The 16,625-nt window shown below is 56.9% G+C and carries 14 protein-coding genes and 1 tRNA gene; 10 read left to right on the forward strand and 5 right to left on the reverse strand.

What is annotated here, in order from left to right; genetic code table 11:
• Positions 1 to 95: 95 nt before the first annotated feature.
• Positions 96 to 329: a hypothetical protein gene (locus V7660_RS16220; protein ID WP_335604094.1), complete on the forward strand. Its 234-nt coding sequence runs from the start codon at positions 96 to 98 to the stop codon at positions 327 to 329.
• Here the strand turns inward: V7660_RS16220 and obgE are convergent.
• The 4 genes from obgE to V7660_RS16240 all read right to left on the reverse strand — a co-directional run bounded on the left by obgE (position 326) and on the right by V7660_RS16240 (position 2,992).
• A complete protein-coding gene (obgE, locus tag V7660_RS16225) occupies positions 326 to 1,363 on the reverse strand; it encodes a GTPase ObgE (protein WP_335604095.1) in 1,038 nt (345 codons plus the stop codon). The genes V7660_RS16220 and obgE overlap by 4 nt on opposite strands.
• Positions 1,364 to 1,382: 19 nt before the next feature.
• Entirely contained in the window at positions 1,383 to 1,898 is a 516-nt protein-coding gene (locus V7660_RS16230; RefSeq protein ID WP_335604096.1) for a GNAT family N-acetyltransferase, read from the reverse strand.
• A gap of 134 nt (positions 1,899 to 2,032) precedes the next feature.
• Entirely contained in the window at positions 2,033 to 2,302 is a 270-nt protein-coding gene (rpmA, locus tag V7660_RS16235) for a 50S ribosomal protein L27 (protein WP_335604097.1), read from the reverse strand.
• 39 nt (positions 2,303 to 2,341) lie between these two features.
• Positions 2,342 to 2,992 carry a 50S ribosomal protein L21 gene (locus V7660_RS16240; RefSeq protein ID WP_335604098.1) on the reverse strand — a complete coding sequence of 217 codons (651 nt, stop codon included), beginning with the start codon at positions 2,990 to 2,992 and terminating at the stop codon, positions 2,342 to 2,344.
• Between the two features lie 184 nt (positions 2,993 to 3,176).
• Here V7660_RS16240 and V7660_RS16245 point away from each other — a divergent pair.
• The 9 genes from V7660_RS16245 (at position 3,177) to V7660_RS16285 (ending at position 16,135) form a co-directional block, all read left to right on the forward strand.
• Positions 3,177 to 3,266: transfer RNA gene (locus V7660_RS16245), tRNA-Ser, on the forward strand.
• Positions 3,267 to 3,581: 315 nt separating this feature from the next.
• The gene (locus tag V7660_RS16250; RefSeq protein ID WP_335604099.1) at positions 3,582 to 4,325 is read left to right on the forward strand and encodes an MFS transporter; all 744 of its coding nucleotides are present in this window, start codon (positions 3,582 to 3,584) and stop codon (positions 4,323 to 4,325) included.
• Positions 4,326 to 4,466: 141 nt separating this feature from the next.
• Complete coding sequence (locus tag V7660_RS16255) at positions 4,467 to 5,867, forward strand: TolC family protein (RefSeq protein WP_335604100.1); 1,401 nt, start codon at positions 4,467 to 4,469, stop codon at positions 5,865 to 5,867.
• A gap of 2 nt (positions 5,868 to 5,869) precedes the next feature.
• Complete coding sequence (locus V7660_RS16260; protein WP_335604101.1) at positions 5,870 to 6,973, forward strand: efflux RND transporter periplasmic adaptor subunit; 1,104 nt, start codon at positions 5,870 to 5,872, stop codon at positions 6,971 to 6,973.
• Positions 6,974 to 6,975: 2 nt separating this feature from the next.
• Positions 6,976 to 10,104, forward strand: a complete 3,129-nt coding sequence (locus tag V7660_RS16265; RefSeq protein ID WP_335604102.1) for an efflux RND transporter permease subunit — start codon at positions 6,976 to 6,978, stop codon at positions 10,102 to 10,104.
• Positions 10,105 to 10,364: 260 nt separating this feature from the next.
• Positions 10,365 to 12,929: a TonB-dependent receptor gene (locus V7660_RS16270; protein WP_335604103.1), complete on the forward strand. Its 2,565-nt coding sequence runs from the start codon at positions 10,365 to 10,367 to the stop codon at positions 12,927 to 12,929.
• An 8-nt stretch (positions 12,930 to 12,937) separates the two neighbouring features.
• Entirely contained in the window at positions 12,938 to 14,407 is a 1,470-nt protein-coding gene (locus V7660_RS16275) for an MFS transporter (RefSeq protein WP_335604104.1), read from the forward strand.
• 143 nt (positions 14,408 to 14,550) lie between these two features.
• The gene (locus V7660_RS16280) at positions 14,551 to 15,240 is read left to right on the forward strand and encodes a TetR/AcrR family transcriptional regulator (protein WP_335604105.1); all 690 of its coding nucleotides are present in this window, start codon (positions 14,551 to 14,553) and stop codon (positions 15,238 to 15,240) included.
• A 115-nt stretch (positions 15,241 to 15,355) separates the two neighbouring features.
• The gene (locus V7660_RS16285; RefSeq protein WP_335604106.1) at positions 15,356 to 16,135 is read left to right on the forward strand and encodes an IclR family transcriptional regulator; all 780 of its coding nucleotides are present in this window, start codon (positions 15,356 to 15,358) and stop codon (positions 16,133 to 16,135) included.
• Here V7660_RS16285 and V7660_RS16290 read toward each other — a convergent pair.
• On the reverse strand, positions 16,132 to 16,461 hold the full coding sequence (locus V7660_RS16290; RefSeq protein ID WP_335604107.1) for an L-rhamnose mutarotase: 330 nt from the start codon (positions 16,459 to 16,461) through the stop codon (positions 16,132 to 16,134). The two genes, V7660_RS16285 and V7660_RS16290, sit on opposite strands and share 4 nt — an antisense overlap.
• Between the last annotated feature and the right edge of the window lie 164 nt (positions 16,462 to 16,625).

Consider the following 16,625-nt stretch of genomic DNA (forward strand, 5'->3'; position numbering starts at 1 on the left):
TACACTGCTGCGGCAAATGCCGGAAGCAAAAATGAAGCCGTTGACAAGCCGGGCGATTGACCGTCACGACAGTTGAAAAGACGAGGTTTTCTGCAATGCCCCAATTCGACATGATCCTGCTGACCCCTGCCCAGGCCGAAGGCGCCGATGTGGTGGAACACACTGCCGGGTCGCCCGCCCGCGAAGGTGGCGGCGACGAAACCTATCGCTGCGGATCGTGCAAGACGAAGCTGCTGGTCAACGTGGCGCACCATGATGCGCACGGCGTGATCGTGAAGTGCGGCAAGTGCGGCCGGTTCAACACCGAGCCGCATCACCACCACCATTAGAGCGGCGTCCAGTCGGCGTCCTCGCCGGCATTCTCTTCCTCGGCGATCAGGCCGAGATGGCGGGAAACTTCCGACAAGGCCTTCTTCACGCCGACGCGTGTGACCCCTGAAATCAGGAGCGGCTCCCCGTCATAGACAGTCTTCAGCTGGGTGACCTGTTCTGCGACCTGCTCGGGCAGGAGCGCATCGATCTTGTTCAGCGCGACCACTTCCGGGCGCTGGGCCAGTTCGGGACTGTAAGCCTCAAGCTCGTTGCGAATGGTCGTGTAGGCACCCGCAACATCGTCCTGCGTGCAGTCGATCAGGTGCAGCAGCACCTTGCAGCGCTCGACATGGCCGAGGAAGCGGTGGCCAAGGCCTGCGCCCTCTGCCGCGCCTTCGATGAGGCCCGGAATGTCGGCCAGCACGAACCGGCTGCCAGGGCCGAGATCGACGACGCCGAGACCGGGGTTCAGCGTAGTGAAGGGATAGTCGGCGATCTTCGGCGTTGCGGCGGTTACCACGCTCAGGAAGGTCGATTTGCCGGCATTCGGCAGACCGAGCAGGCCCGCATCCGCGATCAGCTTCAGACGCAGCCAGATCCAGCGTTCTTCGCCTTCTTCGCCCGGATTGGCGCGGCGGGGGGCCTGGTTGGTTGAGGATTTGAACCTTGTATTGCCCCAGCCGCCATTGCCGCCCTCGGCAAGCAGGACACGCTGGCCGACTTCGGTCAGGTCCGCGATCAGGGTTTCCTGGTCTTCCTCGAAAATCTGGGTGCCCACGGGCAGTTTCAGCACGGCGTCGTCACCGCCCGCGCCGGTGCGTTCCTTGCCCATGCCGTGGCCGCCGCGCTTGGCCTTGTAGTGCTGCTGGTAACGATAGTCGATCAGCGTGTTGAGTCCCTCGACCGCTTCGGCCCAGACATCGCCGCCCCGCCCGCCATCGCCGCCATTCGGGCCGCCATATTCGACATATTTCTCACGGCGAAACGAGACGCAGCCAGCGCCGCCGCCGCCGGACTTGATGAACACTTTGGCCTGATCGAGGAATTTCATGGGTCTACTCTTACGTGTTTCAGTCGATGCGCGCCATATTGACGTGGCCGATCATTTCTCCGCGGCCGAGGCAGAAGACATTCATCCGGCCTGCCTTCATGAAGTCCAGCTTTTCCAGCACCCGGCCGGAGGCTGGATTGTCGTCCAGATAGCCGGAGATGAAGCTGCGCTCGCCGCGCTGTTTCAGCCAACCCATCAGGGCCTCGGTGGCTTCGGTCATGAGTCCCTTGCCCCAGCGCTCGGGCGAGAGCCAGTAGCCGATCTCGAACGGCAACCATGTCCCGTCGCGGTGCGCGCTGGTCACGCCGACCAATTCCCCGTCCTCGACAATCGCATAGGGGTGTTTGGTGTCATCCCCCCGGCCTGCCTCATGGCTGGAAATCCAGGCCAGGGTCTGGGCCACGGTCTGGTTTGCAGAAATACGGGAGACCATGCGGTAGATGCGTGGATCATTGACGAGATCCGTGATCCGCCCTGCGTCGCTGGCGTGGACCGGCCGCAGAACCAGCCTGTCTGTCGTGATTTCCGTACTCATGCCGTAACTCCTTCCAGGAGGACCAAGCGGGCAGGGGAGGACAAAATAAAGGGGAGGCAGTGGCCTGCCTCCCCTTGGAAACTGATCGTCTGAAGCGATCCGGCCACGTATCCCGCGGCCGTGCTGTCAGCCGCTTATTCTGCTGCTTCCGCGACCGGTACAATGTTCACGTAAAGACGGCCGCCCGTCTTGCGCGAAAATTCCACCTTGCCTTCGGACAGGGCAAAGAGTGTGTGGTCACGGCCAATGCCGACGCCGCGGCCCGGATATTTCTGGGTGCCGCGCTGACGCACGATGATGTTTCCCGGAATGACATGCTCGCCGCCAAATTTCTTGACGCCAAGGTATTTCGGGTTTGAGTCGCGGCCGTTACGGGACGAACCACCTGATTTCTTATGAGCCATGGTTTGCTCCTGATCCTCTATGAAAGGCTTATAACGCCTTTATGCGTCCTTGGCGAATTCTTCGGCTTGCTTGACCCACTCGTCGCGAGTGATGCGGCCCGGGAAGCTCATTTCTTCTTCCAGTTCGGTGATCTGCTCTTCTTTCAGGGCAGCGACCTGCCAGAAGAAGTAGATGCCAGCCTCGTGGAGCTTTTTCTCCAGGACGGGGCCGACGCCCGAAATCTTCTTCAGATTGTCCGGCTTGCCTTCGAGATTGGCGATACGGCCGCGGGAATCGACTTCCGGCTTGGCGGCTGGGGCAGCGGCTTCCGTGGCAGGGGCCTCGGCCTTCGGAGCAGCCGCCTTCTTCGGGGCTGCTTTCTTGGCCGGCTTCTTGCCGTCGGCGCTGATGCCAGTGATCTTGACGACCGTCAGGTGCTGGCGGTGGCCTTGCGTACGGCGATAGGTCTGGCGCTGACGCTTCTTGCGGATGATAACTTTATCACCGCGGGTCTGCTCCTCGACTTCACCGAAAACGCTTGCACCGGCAACCAGGGGGGCGCCAACAGTTACGTCGTCGCCATTGCCCAGCATGAGCACAGTGTCAAAGGTTACGTCCTTACCGGCTTCAGTATCCAGTTTTTCGACGGTGATCGTATCACCTTCCGCGACTTTATACTGCTTGCCGCCTGTTTTGATGACCGCGAACATGGGTCTCGTCCTTCCGGAATGGTAAGCGAAATGAATTGCGCGCGAAGCCGTTGCCGGTTCCGCGCTCGAAGCGGCGGGTAAACACCAATCAGGGCGCGCTGTCAAATGTCATCTTCAGGCGATTTCAGGTGCTTGCATGTCGACCGCTTATTATATAGTGCAGGCAGCCGTCCACGGGCTCCGCGGAGAGGTGCTAGAGTGGTTGAATAGGCTAGTCTCGAAAACTAGTGAACTCGCAAGGGTTCCGAGGGTTCGAATCCCTCTCTCTCCGCCAGCCGGACCCCATAACAGAGAAAACTACACCCACCTTCGCCGAAAGCCCCGCACAGTGCTGGCTTTCGCTGATCAAGCGCGTCTCCGTTTTGCCGGAAGCTCAATTTTCTGGCCAAAATCTGCCGCCGTCTCCAGTCGCCAAATGCAACAGTACCCTTAACGGCATTGTCAGATGAGCCGGAATTGAGGGACAGATACCTGACGGTTCGCATCAGGCCGTGGCGACTTCATCCTGTTGATTCTTTGCAGCCTGATGGAGGATATGGATTGCTGCCTCGCGCTGCCGCGTCGGGAAAACACGGAGACTGGTTCGAGTTTGTCTGAGACTGTCGCATTTAATGCTCGTCCGTTGATATACGCCTCCGGAAACTTCGGGAAGAATATCCTGTGGGGCACCACTGAGATCACGCTTCTGTTCGTGATGACGGATATGCTGGAGTTGAACCCGTGGCTCGCAGGACTCATCTTGCTTGGCTCTCTTGTTGTTGATGGGGTGCTCGACCCCTGTGTGGGGTTTCTGGCAGACAGGCTTCATACCCCTATCGGGCGGTATGGGCCGCTCATCCTGATCGGTGCCCCCCTATCTGCGTTGAGCTTTTTCGCGCTTTATACATTGCCGCTTGTTGGTGCTGGCAGTGCGTTTCTGATCACGTTTCTCGTCGTGGTCTTTCGGGCCAGCTATTCCCTGATCGATTTGCCTCATAACGCATTGATGACGCATGTGACTCGCCAAAGTGAGGCGCGTGGCCGGCTCGCGGGCTATCGCTTCCTGTTCAGTTCTCTTGCATCTTTCATTCTGGCCTTGTCGCTTGCGCCGCTCATCCAAAATGGCGGGGGCGAGATCCTGTCACCCAGAGGGCTCGCTGTTTTCGCAGGATCGGTAGCCTGTCTTTCTGCAATCGTGATGGTCGCATCCTGGAGCGTTGTGAGGAACAAGGATCGCGAGAGTGCTCGCGTAGTGCGCTTTCGTACACATTCAGAATCATTCACCTTGGCGTCTGGCCCTACCTTTTTAAATTTGTCTGATGGTCTAGCTGGCCACCCACAGATCGGAAAATAGGCCTGACAACGCCCGTCTCTCAATCCTGCACGATAATCGGGCCTAACGAAGATGTGAGGACTTTAACCGTCAATTATAACTGGATACTAAGGCCCGCTAGGGTAAACGACCCCTATGAGATGTGTCTATTATCCGGCTTCCATGTGTATTGCTGCCATTGTTCTGGTGGGCTGCGCCACTGCGCCTTCCGGTCCGACGATGCCGGAAGTCCCGGTTGAGGGAGCATATCTCTCAGAGACAGCGGGCCTGAGCCTCGAGGTCGACTGGTGGAAACAGTTTGACGATCCGACGCTGGATGTCCTGATCGAGCAGTCATTGTCCGCAAACAAGTCACTTGAGCAGGCTGCAGCCAACATACGTGTTGCTGAAGCGCTCGCCTCGGGCGCTCGACTTGACCGGAGCTATTCTGTCTTCACCTCGCTCGATGGAGATATTGGGCGAACTGCGCGTTCGGGCCAGGATGTGAATGTCTCGGTTCAGGGCGAGCTTGGCGCGAGTTGGGAATTCGACGCCTTCGGCCGAATTGAAGCCCAAATTGCTGCGGCGGAATTTGATATCGAAGCAGCTCGCCAGGCGCGCCGGGATATCGCGGTGATCGTTGTGAGCGAAACAGCGCGGAATTATGTGCAATTACGCGGGGCGCAAAGACGTCTTGCGGTCGCCCGGAAGAATGCCGAGACCCAGTCCGAGGGATTGGATCTGTTGCAGACGCTCTTCGAGAATGGTCGGGCAACCCGGCTGGATATGGAGCGGGCAGAGGCGCAGTATCGCACAACCCTGGCCTCGCTTCCTCGTTATGAGGCTGCAATCCAGTCCTCCAGAAGCGCGCTTGCCGCATTGACCGCACAGCCGGCGAATGCGTCCTCCGGCCTCGTGAGTGAGTTAGTTGCTGGCGCCGCCGACATCCCGGAACATCGCGGTGCGATCATGACGGGATCGGTTGAAGACCTCGTCCGTCGCCGTCCGGATATCCGCGGCGCTGAAGCGGTGATAGCGCGCCAATTGGCACTCGGTGAAGCTGCGCGTGCGGATTTGTTCCCGACGATAACCGTAAACGCGAACGTGCTGGCGCTCTTTGATGATACCAATGACATCGGCGACCTCACGAGCTTCGGATTTGGAATTGGTCCATCCATAAGGTGGGCCGGGCCCGACCTCAGGCGGGTGCGGGCTAATATTGATGCTTCCGACGCTCGCAGCGAGGCGGTGATTGCGCAATATGAACAGACAGTGTTGAATGCGCTCAGCGAAGTCGAAGCCGCTCTCTCGGAATACACGAATGAGTTGAAGCGACGCGACGATCTGCAAAGAGCGGCGGCATCAGCGCAGCGCGCGATCGAGCTTGCACGCTTGCGGTTCGAAGAAGGTCTAGACGATTATCTGGATGTGCTCGAAGCTCAGAGAACTTTGTTGACGGCGGAAGATCAATTGGCCGAAAGCCGACTTCAATCATCCAATCGGGCCATCGCAGCGTATCGAGCCCTGGGTGGAATAGAAATGCCGGACGAATATGGGATGACCCCCGCAGTCGCGTTGGAATAGATATGTTATTGAGAAACTTGCCTTTCGTATTGGTCGCTTTGGTTCTTTCCGTGCTGCCCGCCCATGGTCAGGGCGGCGGCCCGGCGAGTGTATTTGTCGAACCGGTGCAGGAGCGCAGCTTCGCGATGAGAATTGAAGCGTTGGGTACGCTCGAACCCAATGAGCAAGTCGACCTGACCTTGAATGCGGCCGACCGCGTGCGGGCAATTTATTTCGACGACGGGGACCGTGTGAAGCAGGGTAAGACCTTGCTCTCCCTCGCGCAGCGTGAACAGGCGGCTCTTGTTGAGGCAGCTGAAGCGACGCTCGATGAAGCGCGGCGTCAGCAGGAGCGGCTCGCGCGCCTCGCCGACCAGCAGGCCGTTTCCCAGTCCGAACTGGACCAGGCCAATCGTAATCTGGATAGCGCTGCTGCGCAGTTGCGCGCGGTACAGTCGCGGCAGCGGGATCGTGTGCTGGTTGCGCCCTTTGATGGGGTCCTCGGCTTTCGCATGGTCAGTGTGGGGTCATATGTCCAGCCCGGCGATGTCGTGGCGCGCCTGATTGATGATAGTGAGATGAATCTGGATTTTTCTGTGCCATCGACCTACCTGCGAACCTTGGCAAAAGGGACGGCGATTGAGGCCAGGACAGACGACCTGCCCGGCGAAATCTTCAATGGCACTGTTGCCTCCATTGATAATGCAATCGATCCAGTAACACGCTCGGTTCGTGTGCGTGCAACCTTGCCCAATCCGGACCGTGTTCTGATATCGGGAATGTTTGTGCAGGTCACCTTGGTGGCAGATCCGCGACAGGCCTTGTCGGTTCCGGAAGAGGCCATACAGCCGGTTGGGCCTCGCACCTTTGTGTTCGTGGTTGAAGAGGAGGGAGGCCAACTGGTCGCTCGCCGAAAAGAAGTGACGCTCGGGCTTCGCCAAGAGGGTCATGTCGAGGTGCTCTCTGGTTTAGTAGCGGGCGAGAGTGTCATCACCGAGGGCATCATTCGTGTTCGGGAAGGCGCCGCCGTGGAAATCCGTGACCAGTCAATGCTGCTTCCCAAGGCGGTTAGTGGCAAGAATGGTAGCGGCGGCACGGCCGGATCTGCTGCCTCTTCGGGCCGCTAGCTATGTTGCTGTCGGATACATCGATCAAGCGCCCCGTATTTGCGTCGGTGCTGGCGCTTATTCTCGTGATCTTCGGCATGGTCTCTTTTGACCGCCTGCCCTTGAGAGAATATCCGGATATCGATGCGCCGATTGTCTCCATCAATACGAGTTATCCGGGGGCATCTGCGAGTGTCGTAGAGACACGTATTACCCAAATCATCGAAGATCGCATCGCCGGTGTTGAAGGCATTCGCTACATCGATTCCAATTCGAGCGATGGCCGCTCGCGCATAAGCGTGGAGTTCGGAATCGATCAGGATATTGATGTGGCCGCGAATGATATCCGCGACCGGATCTCGGGTGTGCTGGATAACCTTCCGGAAGATACTGACCCGCCAGAAGTCGAAAAAGCCGACTCCAATGATGATGTCATTATCTGGCTGAACCTCGCCAGTGAGGCGATGACGACGCCTGAACTGTCCGATTACGCTCAGCGCTATCTGGTGGACCGGTTCTCCGCCCTGGACGGTGTTGCGCGTGTGCGGGTGGGCGGTTCACGAGACTATGCGCTCCGGGTCTGGATTGACCGCAGAGCGCTTGCGGCACGTAACCTCACAGTGGCCGAGATCGAGCGGGCATTGCGCAGCGAGAACATCGAAGCGCCGGCGGGCAGCCTTGAATCCGAGAAACGCACATTCACCGTACGTATTGACCGCACCTTCAAGACGCCAGAGGAATTTTCCGCGCTGGTGATCGCCGAGGGGGATGACGGGTATTTGGTGCGGTTGGGAGACGTGGCGCGGGTTGAGCGCGGCACTGTGGAAGACCGCAACATGTTCCGGGGCAATGGCGTTCCAATGGTTGGGCTGGGTATCATCAAGCAGTCGACGGCCAATACGGTCGAAGTTGCAGCCGGAGCACGCGAACTTGCCGACCGGCTGAACGAGACGCTTCCCGAAGGCATGGTGATTGCGCGAAGTTTCGACAGTTCAGTCTTCATCGATGCCTCCATTCGCGAAGTCTACATGACGCTGGCCATTGCGGTGGCACTGGTGACCTTGGTGATATTCATGTTCCTGGGCAGTGTTCGGGCGACCATTATCCCGGCGGTGACGGTGCCTATCTCGATTGTCGCGACCTTCATCGTGCTTTACGCACTGGGGTTGTCCGTCAATTTGCTAACATTGCTCGCGCTGGTTCTCGCAATCGGACTTGTCGTGGATGATGCGATTGTCGTGCTGGAGAACATTGTTCGTCGCATCGAGGAAGAAGGCGAGACGCCGCTCGTTGCCGCATTTCGGGGCACGCGGCAGGTTGGCTTTGCGGTCGTGGCCACGACCCTCGTGCTGATCGCGGTGTTTGTCCCGATCACGTTCATGCAGGGCGATGTCGGGCGCTTGTTCACGGAATTTGCCCTGACCATGGCCGCTGCCGTTGCATTCTCCAGCATCCTAGCCCTGACGCTCGCACCCATGCTGGCCTCCAAACTCCTGAAGCGGGAGAAGAGTACCGGACTGTTCGCGGCCATGCCCAATGCCATCGACCGGGGATTCGGCCGGCTCCGCGCCGGCTATGGCTGGATGCTGGATCGCCTGATCATGAGGCCAATTGTGGTGGGTCTCATTCTGCTCGGCCTGTTTGCAGGGGCTTACGGCCTGTCGCAGACTATTGAGCAGGAATATGTCCCGGTCGAAGATCGTGGGGCGTTCTTCGTGAGTATTCGCGGGCCTGAAGGGGCGTCCTATGAATACATGGAGCGCTATATGGACGAAATCGAGCGCCGATTGATTCCGTACACAGAGAGTGGTGAGGTGAGCCGCCTCTTGTTGCGCGCGCCAGGATTTGGCAGTTCCTCCTTCAATCAGGGGTTCGTCGTTGTCGTGCTGGACGACTGGGGCAGGCGTCGACCGGCGAACGACATCATAGCTGAGGTAAATGGCAAGCTGTCCGACCTTCCGGGCATTCGGGCATTTGCCATCATGCGGCAAGGGCTTGGCGGAGGCACTGGCAAGCCAGTGCAATTTGTCCTCGGCGGGCCTTCCTATGAAGTGCTGACGGAATGGCGAGATCGATTCATCACGGCGCTCGAAGAGGACAATCCAGGCCTTGTCGACATCGACTGGGACTATAAGGAGACCCAGCCGCAATACCGGATTCAGGTGGACTATGATCGCGCTGCTGATCTCGGTGTGACGGTGACCGATATCGGGGTGACTCTTCAGACCATGCTCGGTTCGCGGCGCGTGACCACATATATTGATGATGGCGAAGAATATGATGTCATCCTCGAAGGCCTGAGATCGGAGCAGAACACACCGAATGATATCCAGAATATCTATGTGCGGTCGGCTCGATCAGGGGAACTGATCCCATTATCCAATCTGGTGACAATTCGTCCGATAGCGGATAGCCCGACTTTGAACCGGTACAACCGGGTGCGGGCAATCACCATTGAGGCGGGGCTTGCGGAGGGCGCGTCGCTCGGCACCGTGCTCGACGCCATGCAGGCCAAGGCCCGCGAAGTGTTGCCGCAGGAGGCCACCTTGGACTTCAAGGGACAATCCCTCGATTTCAAGACGTCTGGCCAGTCCCTCATATTCGTATTCATCACGGGGCTGGTGATCGTATTCCTCGTGCTTGCAGCGCAATTCGAGAGCTATCGTCACCCAATCATCATCATGTTGTGCGTGCCCGCGACCCTGGCTGGGGGGATGCTTGGTATCTGGTTGACCGGAAACTCCCTGAACATCTACACGCAGATCGGTCTGATCATGTTGATTGGCCTGGCGGCCAAGAATGGCATCCTGATCGTGGAATTCGCGAACCAGTTGCGTGACGAAGGCCGACCCTTTTATGAGGCCATCAAGGAAGCATCGCTCGCGCGCTTCAGGCCAATTGTGATGACGAGTTTGACCACGGCTGCCGGGGCTCTCCCACTGATCCTGTCGAGCGGGGCTGGCGCAGAAACGCGGTCTGCAATTGGCATCCTGATCCTGTTCGGAGTCATCGCGGCGGCTCTGGTGACCGTCTTGTTCGTGCCGACGGCTTACGCGCTGATCGCTCGGGGGTCCGGTTCTCCGGGGGATGTCGCCCGCAAACTGGAGTCGGAAAGCCAAGCGACGACTAACGCGCCCATCCCTGCCGAATAGACATCGTTGTTAGGCGGGGGCTGAGATTGTGCAGCATTCACCCACAATATCCAGATCACGGCATCGCCTCTCTTGAAGGCATAGCTCCCAGCCATTCGATGGCGGTAGCCCTGTGAGAAGGGGGCGAGTCCATCTTGGTCCCGAAGGGGGCGTGGGTGCGTTTAATAATAACTCTATTCAAATAGATTAATCGAATATACTCTCACCATATGCCTGGGCAAAGACTCGGGGTGAAAATGGACTACTGGGAGGAAACAACAATGAAACAGATAGCTATATTGGCTGCTGCCAGCACCATCGCCATCGTGGCGAGTGGTCAGGCCAGTGCCCAGGAACAGAATGAGCCAGACCAGGTCAAGAAGTTGGACCAAGTGACAGTTACTGCGGTCAAGCGCGAACAGGACCTGAATGATGTCCCGGTCTCGGTGACGGCCTACACCGCGGATATCCGCCAGGAACTTGCGTTTGAAAGCCTGTCGGATTTTGCCCGGTTCACACCTAGCCTTGCCTTCTCGGCGGGCGACGACCGCGTCTTCATTCGAGGCGTAGGGCGTCAGACAAACACCAATGGTTCGGATCCGGGCATTGCGACCTATTCGGACGGGATTTATGATTCTTCGACATCCGCTGTATCGAGAAGCGATTTCTTTGTTGAGCGCGTCGAAGTGCTGCGCGGCCCTCAGGGAACACTATACGGTCGCAACTCGATTGGGGGCGCTATCAATGTCATTTCCAAGCGACCGACGGATGAGTTTTCTGCGGATGCGAGATTTACGGTCGGCAACTTCGATACAAAGGCGGTTGAGGCCAGCATATCCGGACCTTTGAGCCAGCGCGTACGGGCAAAGCTGGGCGGATCCTACCGCAATCAGGATGAAGGCTACTTCGACAATGTTGCCGGTGGGCCGAGCGAAGCAGGGGCGAATGAAAGCTCGTATCTGGAATTGCAACTTGATGCGGATGTAACCGATACGCTCTCAGTCTGGTTCAAAGCTGATACAACTGACGCGACGTTTCGCAACCGTACGACCAACCTTGCGAGCGCTTATGATATGTTCCCGTTCCCGTCAGGATACCTGACGCCGGGGGCTGCTTTCGGCTACCTGACGCCGGGCTATACGCAGGAAGGGGCCGCCACCAGCAATCCTGGCGCTTCTGATATTCGCAAGTTCAGCGTGGATACACCCACGCGTTCCGAGATGGGTGACGCTTACGGTCTGGCGACCATTGCGACCTGGAGTCTCCCGACGATCGATATCAAATATATGGGCGGATATCGTACCTATAATTACGACTCGATGAGGGACGATGATGGCACCAGCGTGACTTCATACACTTATCCCCTCGACCCAGCGAACATAGCAGCAGGCGAGGTACTGACCGGGGGACCGAATTGTCAGTGGCTGATTGAGAATATTGGTCCCGTTTGTAGTGCGGCAACTATCTATCCGTCGCGCACTTTCGGTTACATTGAAGACCGGTCTTTCTGGAGCCACGAAGTGACGGCTCAATCAACAGGCGAGGGAGATGTCTGGTGGATTGTCGGCGCTTATGCGTATGAAGAGGACTTTCATCAGGAGTCGCATTTTGGGAACAATGCCCAGCCGCAAATTCTGGCACCGCTGGCTGCAGCTGCAAATCCGGACGGCGATTATGTTACAGCCCTTTCCGAGCTGAAAACGGAATCCTACGCGCTTTTTGGCCAAGTGGATTATGATGTCACAGACACTGTCACGCTGACGGGAGGGCTGCGTTATTCCATGGATGACAAGTCGGGCTCTGAAATGTTGCGGGTCATAGGCTATGGTGTGGTCCCCGGTTTCTCATTGGGAGGTTCCGGGTCACTTACGCCTGCACTTGATCTTACGGCAGCAAGCGTTTCGTACGCGTCGGCGCAGGGAGTTGCCAGCGATGTGACGATTGACCCCGTAACGGGATTGGCGAGACGGCAGCTCGACAATTCGTGGAATTCACTGTCCGGCGTTGCCGGCGTTCAGTGGCGGCCAACGGACGATACGAATTACTTCTTCCGTTACAGTCGCGGCTACAAATCGGGTGGATTCAATGCCGGTGGGATCAGCCAATATCCGCAGACCGATGAGGAATTGCTGGATGCCTATGAGGTCGGTGTGAAGAAGGGCTTCGGCGATAGGCTTCAGCTTAACGCAACGGCCTATTTCTATTCCTATGATGGGCTGCAGGTGCCACTCGACGTTCAGGAAAATGGAATCAGGCTTACGCGCTTCTTCAATATCGAGGAATCGCGCGCTCAGGGCCTTGAGCTTGAAGCGCAATGGACGCCGACAGATGACCTGCGTTTCCTGTTCAGTTACGCTTATAATGACTCTGAAATCCGTGATGCGTGTTGTTTTGTCGATGTGGCGGATCCACTCGCCCTGCAGCCTGGTGCCAAGCCAGTCGGTGCAGCCGATTTGAGCGGGAACCAGCCTCAAAGCCTCGAAGGACAAATGCTGCCGCGCACAGTGCCCAACAAATTCGGGCTGAATGCCAGTTATGATGTTCCGTTGGACGTGTATGGCGATCTCACAGTGTCAGCCAACTTCTCATGGCTTGATGAGACGTATCACGGGATATTCAACCGGTCCTACACTCAGACCCCCTCCTATGAGCAAGTCGATCTCATTGCCGTGTGGACCAGTCCAGAGGACAAGTATCGCGTCGTGGGCTATGTGAAGAATCTGGCTGATGAGCAGGGCTTTGATGGTTCCACAGGTGCTGTAAGCCTGTTGCCGGCGGGTGTGACGCAAACCTACTACCTGACGGCACCACGCACGATAGGCGTGCAGCTGCAGCTGCATTTCTAGTGCGCGGCATGGAGCAGGCTCTGACCGTTAGTAAAGCGAAGGTCCCGTGGACGACAAAGTTCGTCTACGGGATCGGGACGATTGCGTTTGGTATCAAGGACAATGGCTTCAATGCCCTCCTGATGATCTACTACAATCAGGTCATAGGTCTGCCGGCGGCCTGGGTTGGCTCTGCGATCATGATTGCCATGGTGGCGGATGCCGTACTCGACCCGATCGTGGGTCAGTGGTCGGACAGCCTCAGGAGCAAATGGGGACGGCGGCATCCCTTCATGTACGCGTCCGTTATTCCCGTAAGTATTTTCTATTTGCTGCTCTGGTTGCCACCATCCGGCGTCTCCGACCCCGTCCTGTTCGGGTACCTCTTGTTGATCGCGAGCGCCACGCGCATCGCCATCGGCGTCTATGAAATTCCGTCGACTGCTCTGCTGGCGGAGTTCACTCAGGATTATGACGAGCGCACCGAGCTCGTCGCATTTCGCTTTTTCTTCGGCGTTGTCGGCGGCATCCTGATGGCGATTTTCATCTTCAGTGTGATCTTTGCCGATGAGCCTACGGCTCCGGGTGGGATACTCGATTCAGCCGGCTATATTAAGTACGCTTGGATCGCAGCTCCCCTAATGGGCATTGCCATTTTCGTATCCAGTATCGGAACACATAACCGTATCGCCTCACTACCGTCCTTGCCTGTGCCCGAGCCACAAAGCCTTATCAAGACGGCGAAAGAGATGGCGGGAACATTATTTCACAGAGTAAACGCACCGATTTTGATCGGAAGTATTTTTGGGTCGATGGCCGGCGGCCTGAATGCAGCGCTGACGATATACATGCAAACCTATTTCTGGGAATTGTCGGCCAACAAGATTGCATTCCTGACCGCCAGTGGTCTGCTTGGTGTTGTGCTTGCTTTCATAATCGTTCTTCCCCTCTCAAAATCATTCGGGAAGAAGTGGACGACCTTGTCGCTCTATGCGCTGACACTTGTCGCGATTGTGACGCCGGTGGCCTTGAGGTTGATCGGGCTGTTTCCAGCCAACGGTCATCCAGCGCTCGTGCCACTGTTGTTTTGCTTTTCCATGATCGTCGCCATGTCGGTCGTGGCAGCCGCTATTCTGACCGTTTCCATGGTGGCCGATGTAACTGAACAGATACTGCTATCAACAGGGCGGAAGTCCGAAGGCCTCATTTTCTCTGCGACAGCCTTCGTCAGCAAGACCGTATCCGGCATGGGCATATTGATGTCTGGGCTGATCCTCACCTTTGTCGCCTTTCCGCAAAATGCAAAACCTGGCGCCGTCGATGCGTCAACCATCGATAATCTCGCTATAGTTTTTGCCGTTGCCACATTGGGATTCACAAGCGCGGCATTGGTCTGCATGAGCTTCTACCCTGTCTCTCGTGACGGCCATCAATCGGCCTTGGATGAGCTCGCCCGCCAACAGGCGAAGGGGTATGGAGACCGCAAGGAGATGGTATGACTGCCAGATATCAAGACAAAAGAGGCAATGCGGGGATATATGTGCGGGATTCGTCCGGCGTGTTTGATCCAGTTCGTCCCGCGTCGTAATTTTCCCTTGTCCTACAAAACTGGATCCATTGTTCCCAGGCGGAGAGAATTGAAATGGTAAAACGCCCCAAAACTGAAACAACAAAACCTGCCGGGGGCGCAGGGGATCAGCGCATTGCGGAGATCAAATATCCGCGGCGAACAGAACGTCGCAAGCGTACCAGGGCAAAGATTCTGGAAGTTGCTGCGAAGCAGTTCAGCGAAACCGGCTATGGGGCGACCACTATGCAGAATATCGCCGATGCAGCAGATGTTCATGTCACCACCCTGTTCATGCATTTCAAAGCCAAGGGTGATATTGCACTGAGTTTGGCGGCTTTGAGTATCGACTCGTTTCGAAGCCGCGCGTTTGACGCCCGGGAAAAAGTAAGCGTGTTTGATTTTGTGCGCCAAGAGGCGCTTGCGGTCGCCAAAGCATTGAAAAGTCGGACCAATTCGGGCTTGGGTTTATGGAGTGCTCTTTACAGGGATAAAGATCTGGCTTTTGCCTGGTCTGAGTATGATAGAGAGCAGAAATCGGTTATCGCTGACTATGTTTCGGCGGCGTACGGATTTGATCGCGAAGTGGATTATCGGCCCGATATTGTCGCATCTCTGCTCCTTACGAGCGCGTTTCTGCCTCATCGCCGGTGGCTGGAAACATCAAGCCAGGTGAATCTGGCGCATGAAATTGCGGCGGCAATGAACACTGGCGAAAGCGCTGCCAGACATATTCTGAAGTCACTCCCGTCAACTGCGTCATAAATACGAGAGCTGACCCAAGTGTGACTGGACGTTGGATAATTGTCGCAGATGAAATATCCTCCTCACTCTCATTCATATCTGAAACAATTTGCAATGCCGGAATAAGCGACACGTAATGACGGAAGCCCCATACAAAGCACCTGCCCTGGAAAAGGGGTTGGATATTCTGGAGTGCCTTGCTGGACTGAGGACCCCTCAGTCCATTTCTGATATTGCTCGCTCCCTCGGCCGGTCCCGCAGTGAAATCTATCGTATGGTGGTTGTTCTCGAAACGCGCGGCTATGTTGAGCGGACTGATGATCCGGAGAAGCTCCAACTCTCAAACCGGTTGTTTGAAGTCGGGATGCGCTCTCCGCCCAAGATGGACTTGCACGAGGCGGCACTGCCGGAAATGTCGGCGCTGGCTTCCCGTATGATGCAGTCCATTCAACTGGCTGTGGTGAGTTCTGACCAGATTGTTGTGATAGCCCGGACCGAGAGTCCTGACGATGTTGGCTTCAGTGTCAGGCTGGGGCACCGTCGCTCTATCATGAAGTCGGCTTCAGGCCTTGTGCTTTTCTCGTTTGCTACACCTGTGTACCGCGCCAAGATGCTCGAAGATCTGGCGGAAGGCGGCGCACAGCCCTCGGATATGGAATCTTTGCAGGCAAGCGCTCATCAAGTTCAGGAAGCAGGGTATGCCTGTATGCCATCGCGGATGGTTGATGGCGTGACCGATATCGGTGCCCCGATTTTCGATTCCACGATTAGTCATGGTGCCGTCGCGAGTCTCACTGTCCCGTTTGTCGTGACCCGGCGCGCGAAGGTTTCCCTTCAGGATGCACCGGGACTCGTTGCAGAAGCAGCCCAGCGTATCTCCGCCACACTGGGATACTCACCGGTCAGCAAGTCCTAGTCGTAATGAAATACTTCTTCCATTGGCGCCCACCGTTCACCGGGCGAAGCTGACTCCAGGGGTGTCTGGCAGGGGTCTGTCAGAGCCCACCATTTTCTGGTTTCAGGATCTTCCCCCATCTTGGCTATATCGGCGTCATGGTCGGTACCGTGATATTCATACACCCCCACCAGAAGCTGTTCGGGTTCGCGCAGGAAGATGCTGTAGTTACGAATATTACAGGCGCTTATCTGTTTCAGGATGGCGGGCCACGCATTCGCGTGAAGTTCCTTGTACTCAGCCATTTTCTCTGGGTTGAGCCCGATTATGAAGGCTTTGCGCTCCATTCTAGGTTCCTCTATTTTATTTCAGCGAGAGGGCGCTTTGCGCCTCTCCCTTTTTCCGTACTGTCTCATACTGTGGGCGTTGCCAGTGCATGCAAGCGAATATCAGCTTTGCGCTAAATTCCGTCGCGTCAAGATTTGTTCATATACAAACAACTAGCTTGCAT

The sequence above is a fragment of the Hyphomonas sp. genome, assembly GCF_036964145.1.
In the GTDB taxonomy this organism is placed as follows: domain Bacteria; phylum Pseudomonadota; class Alphaproteobacteria; order Caulobacterales; family Hyphomonadaceae; genus Hyphomonas.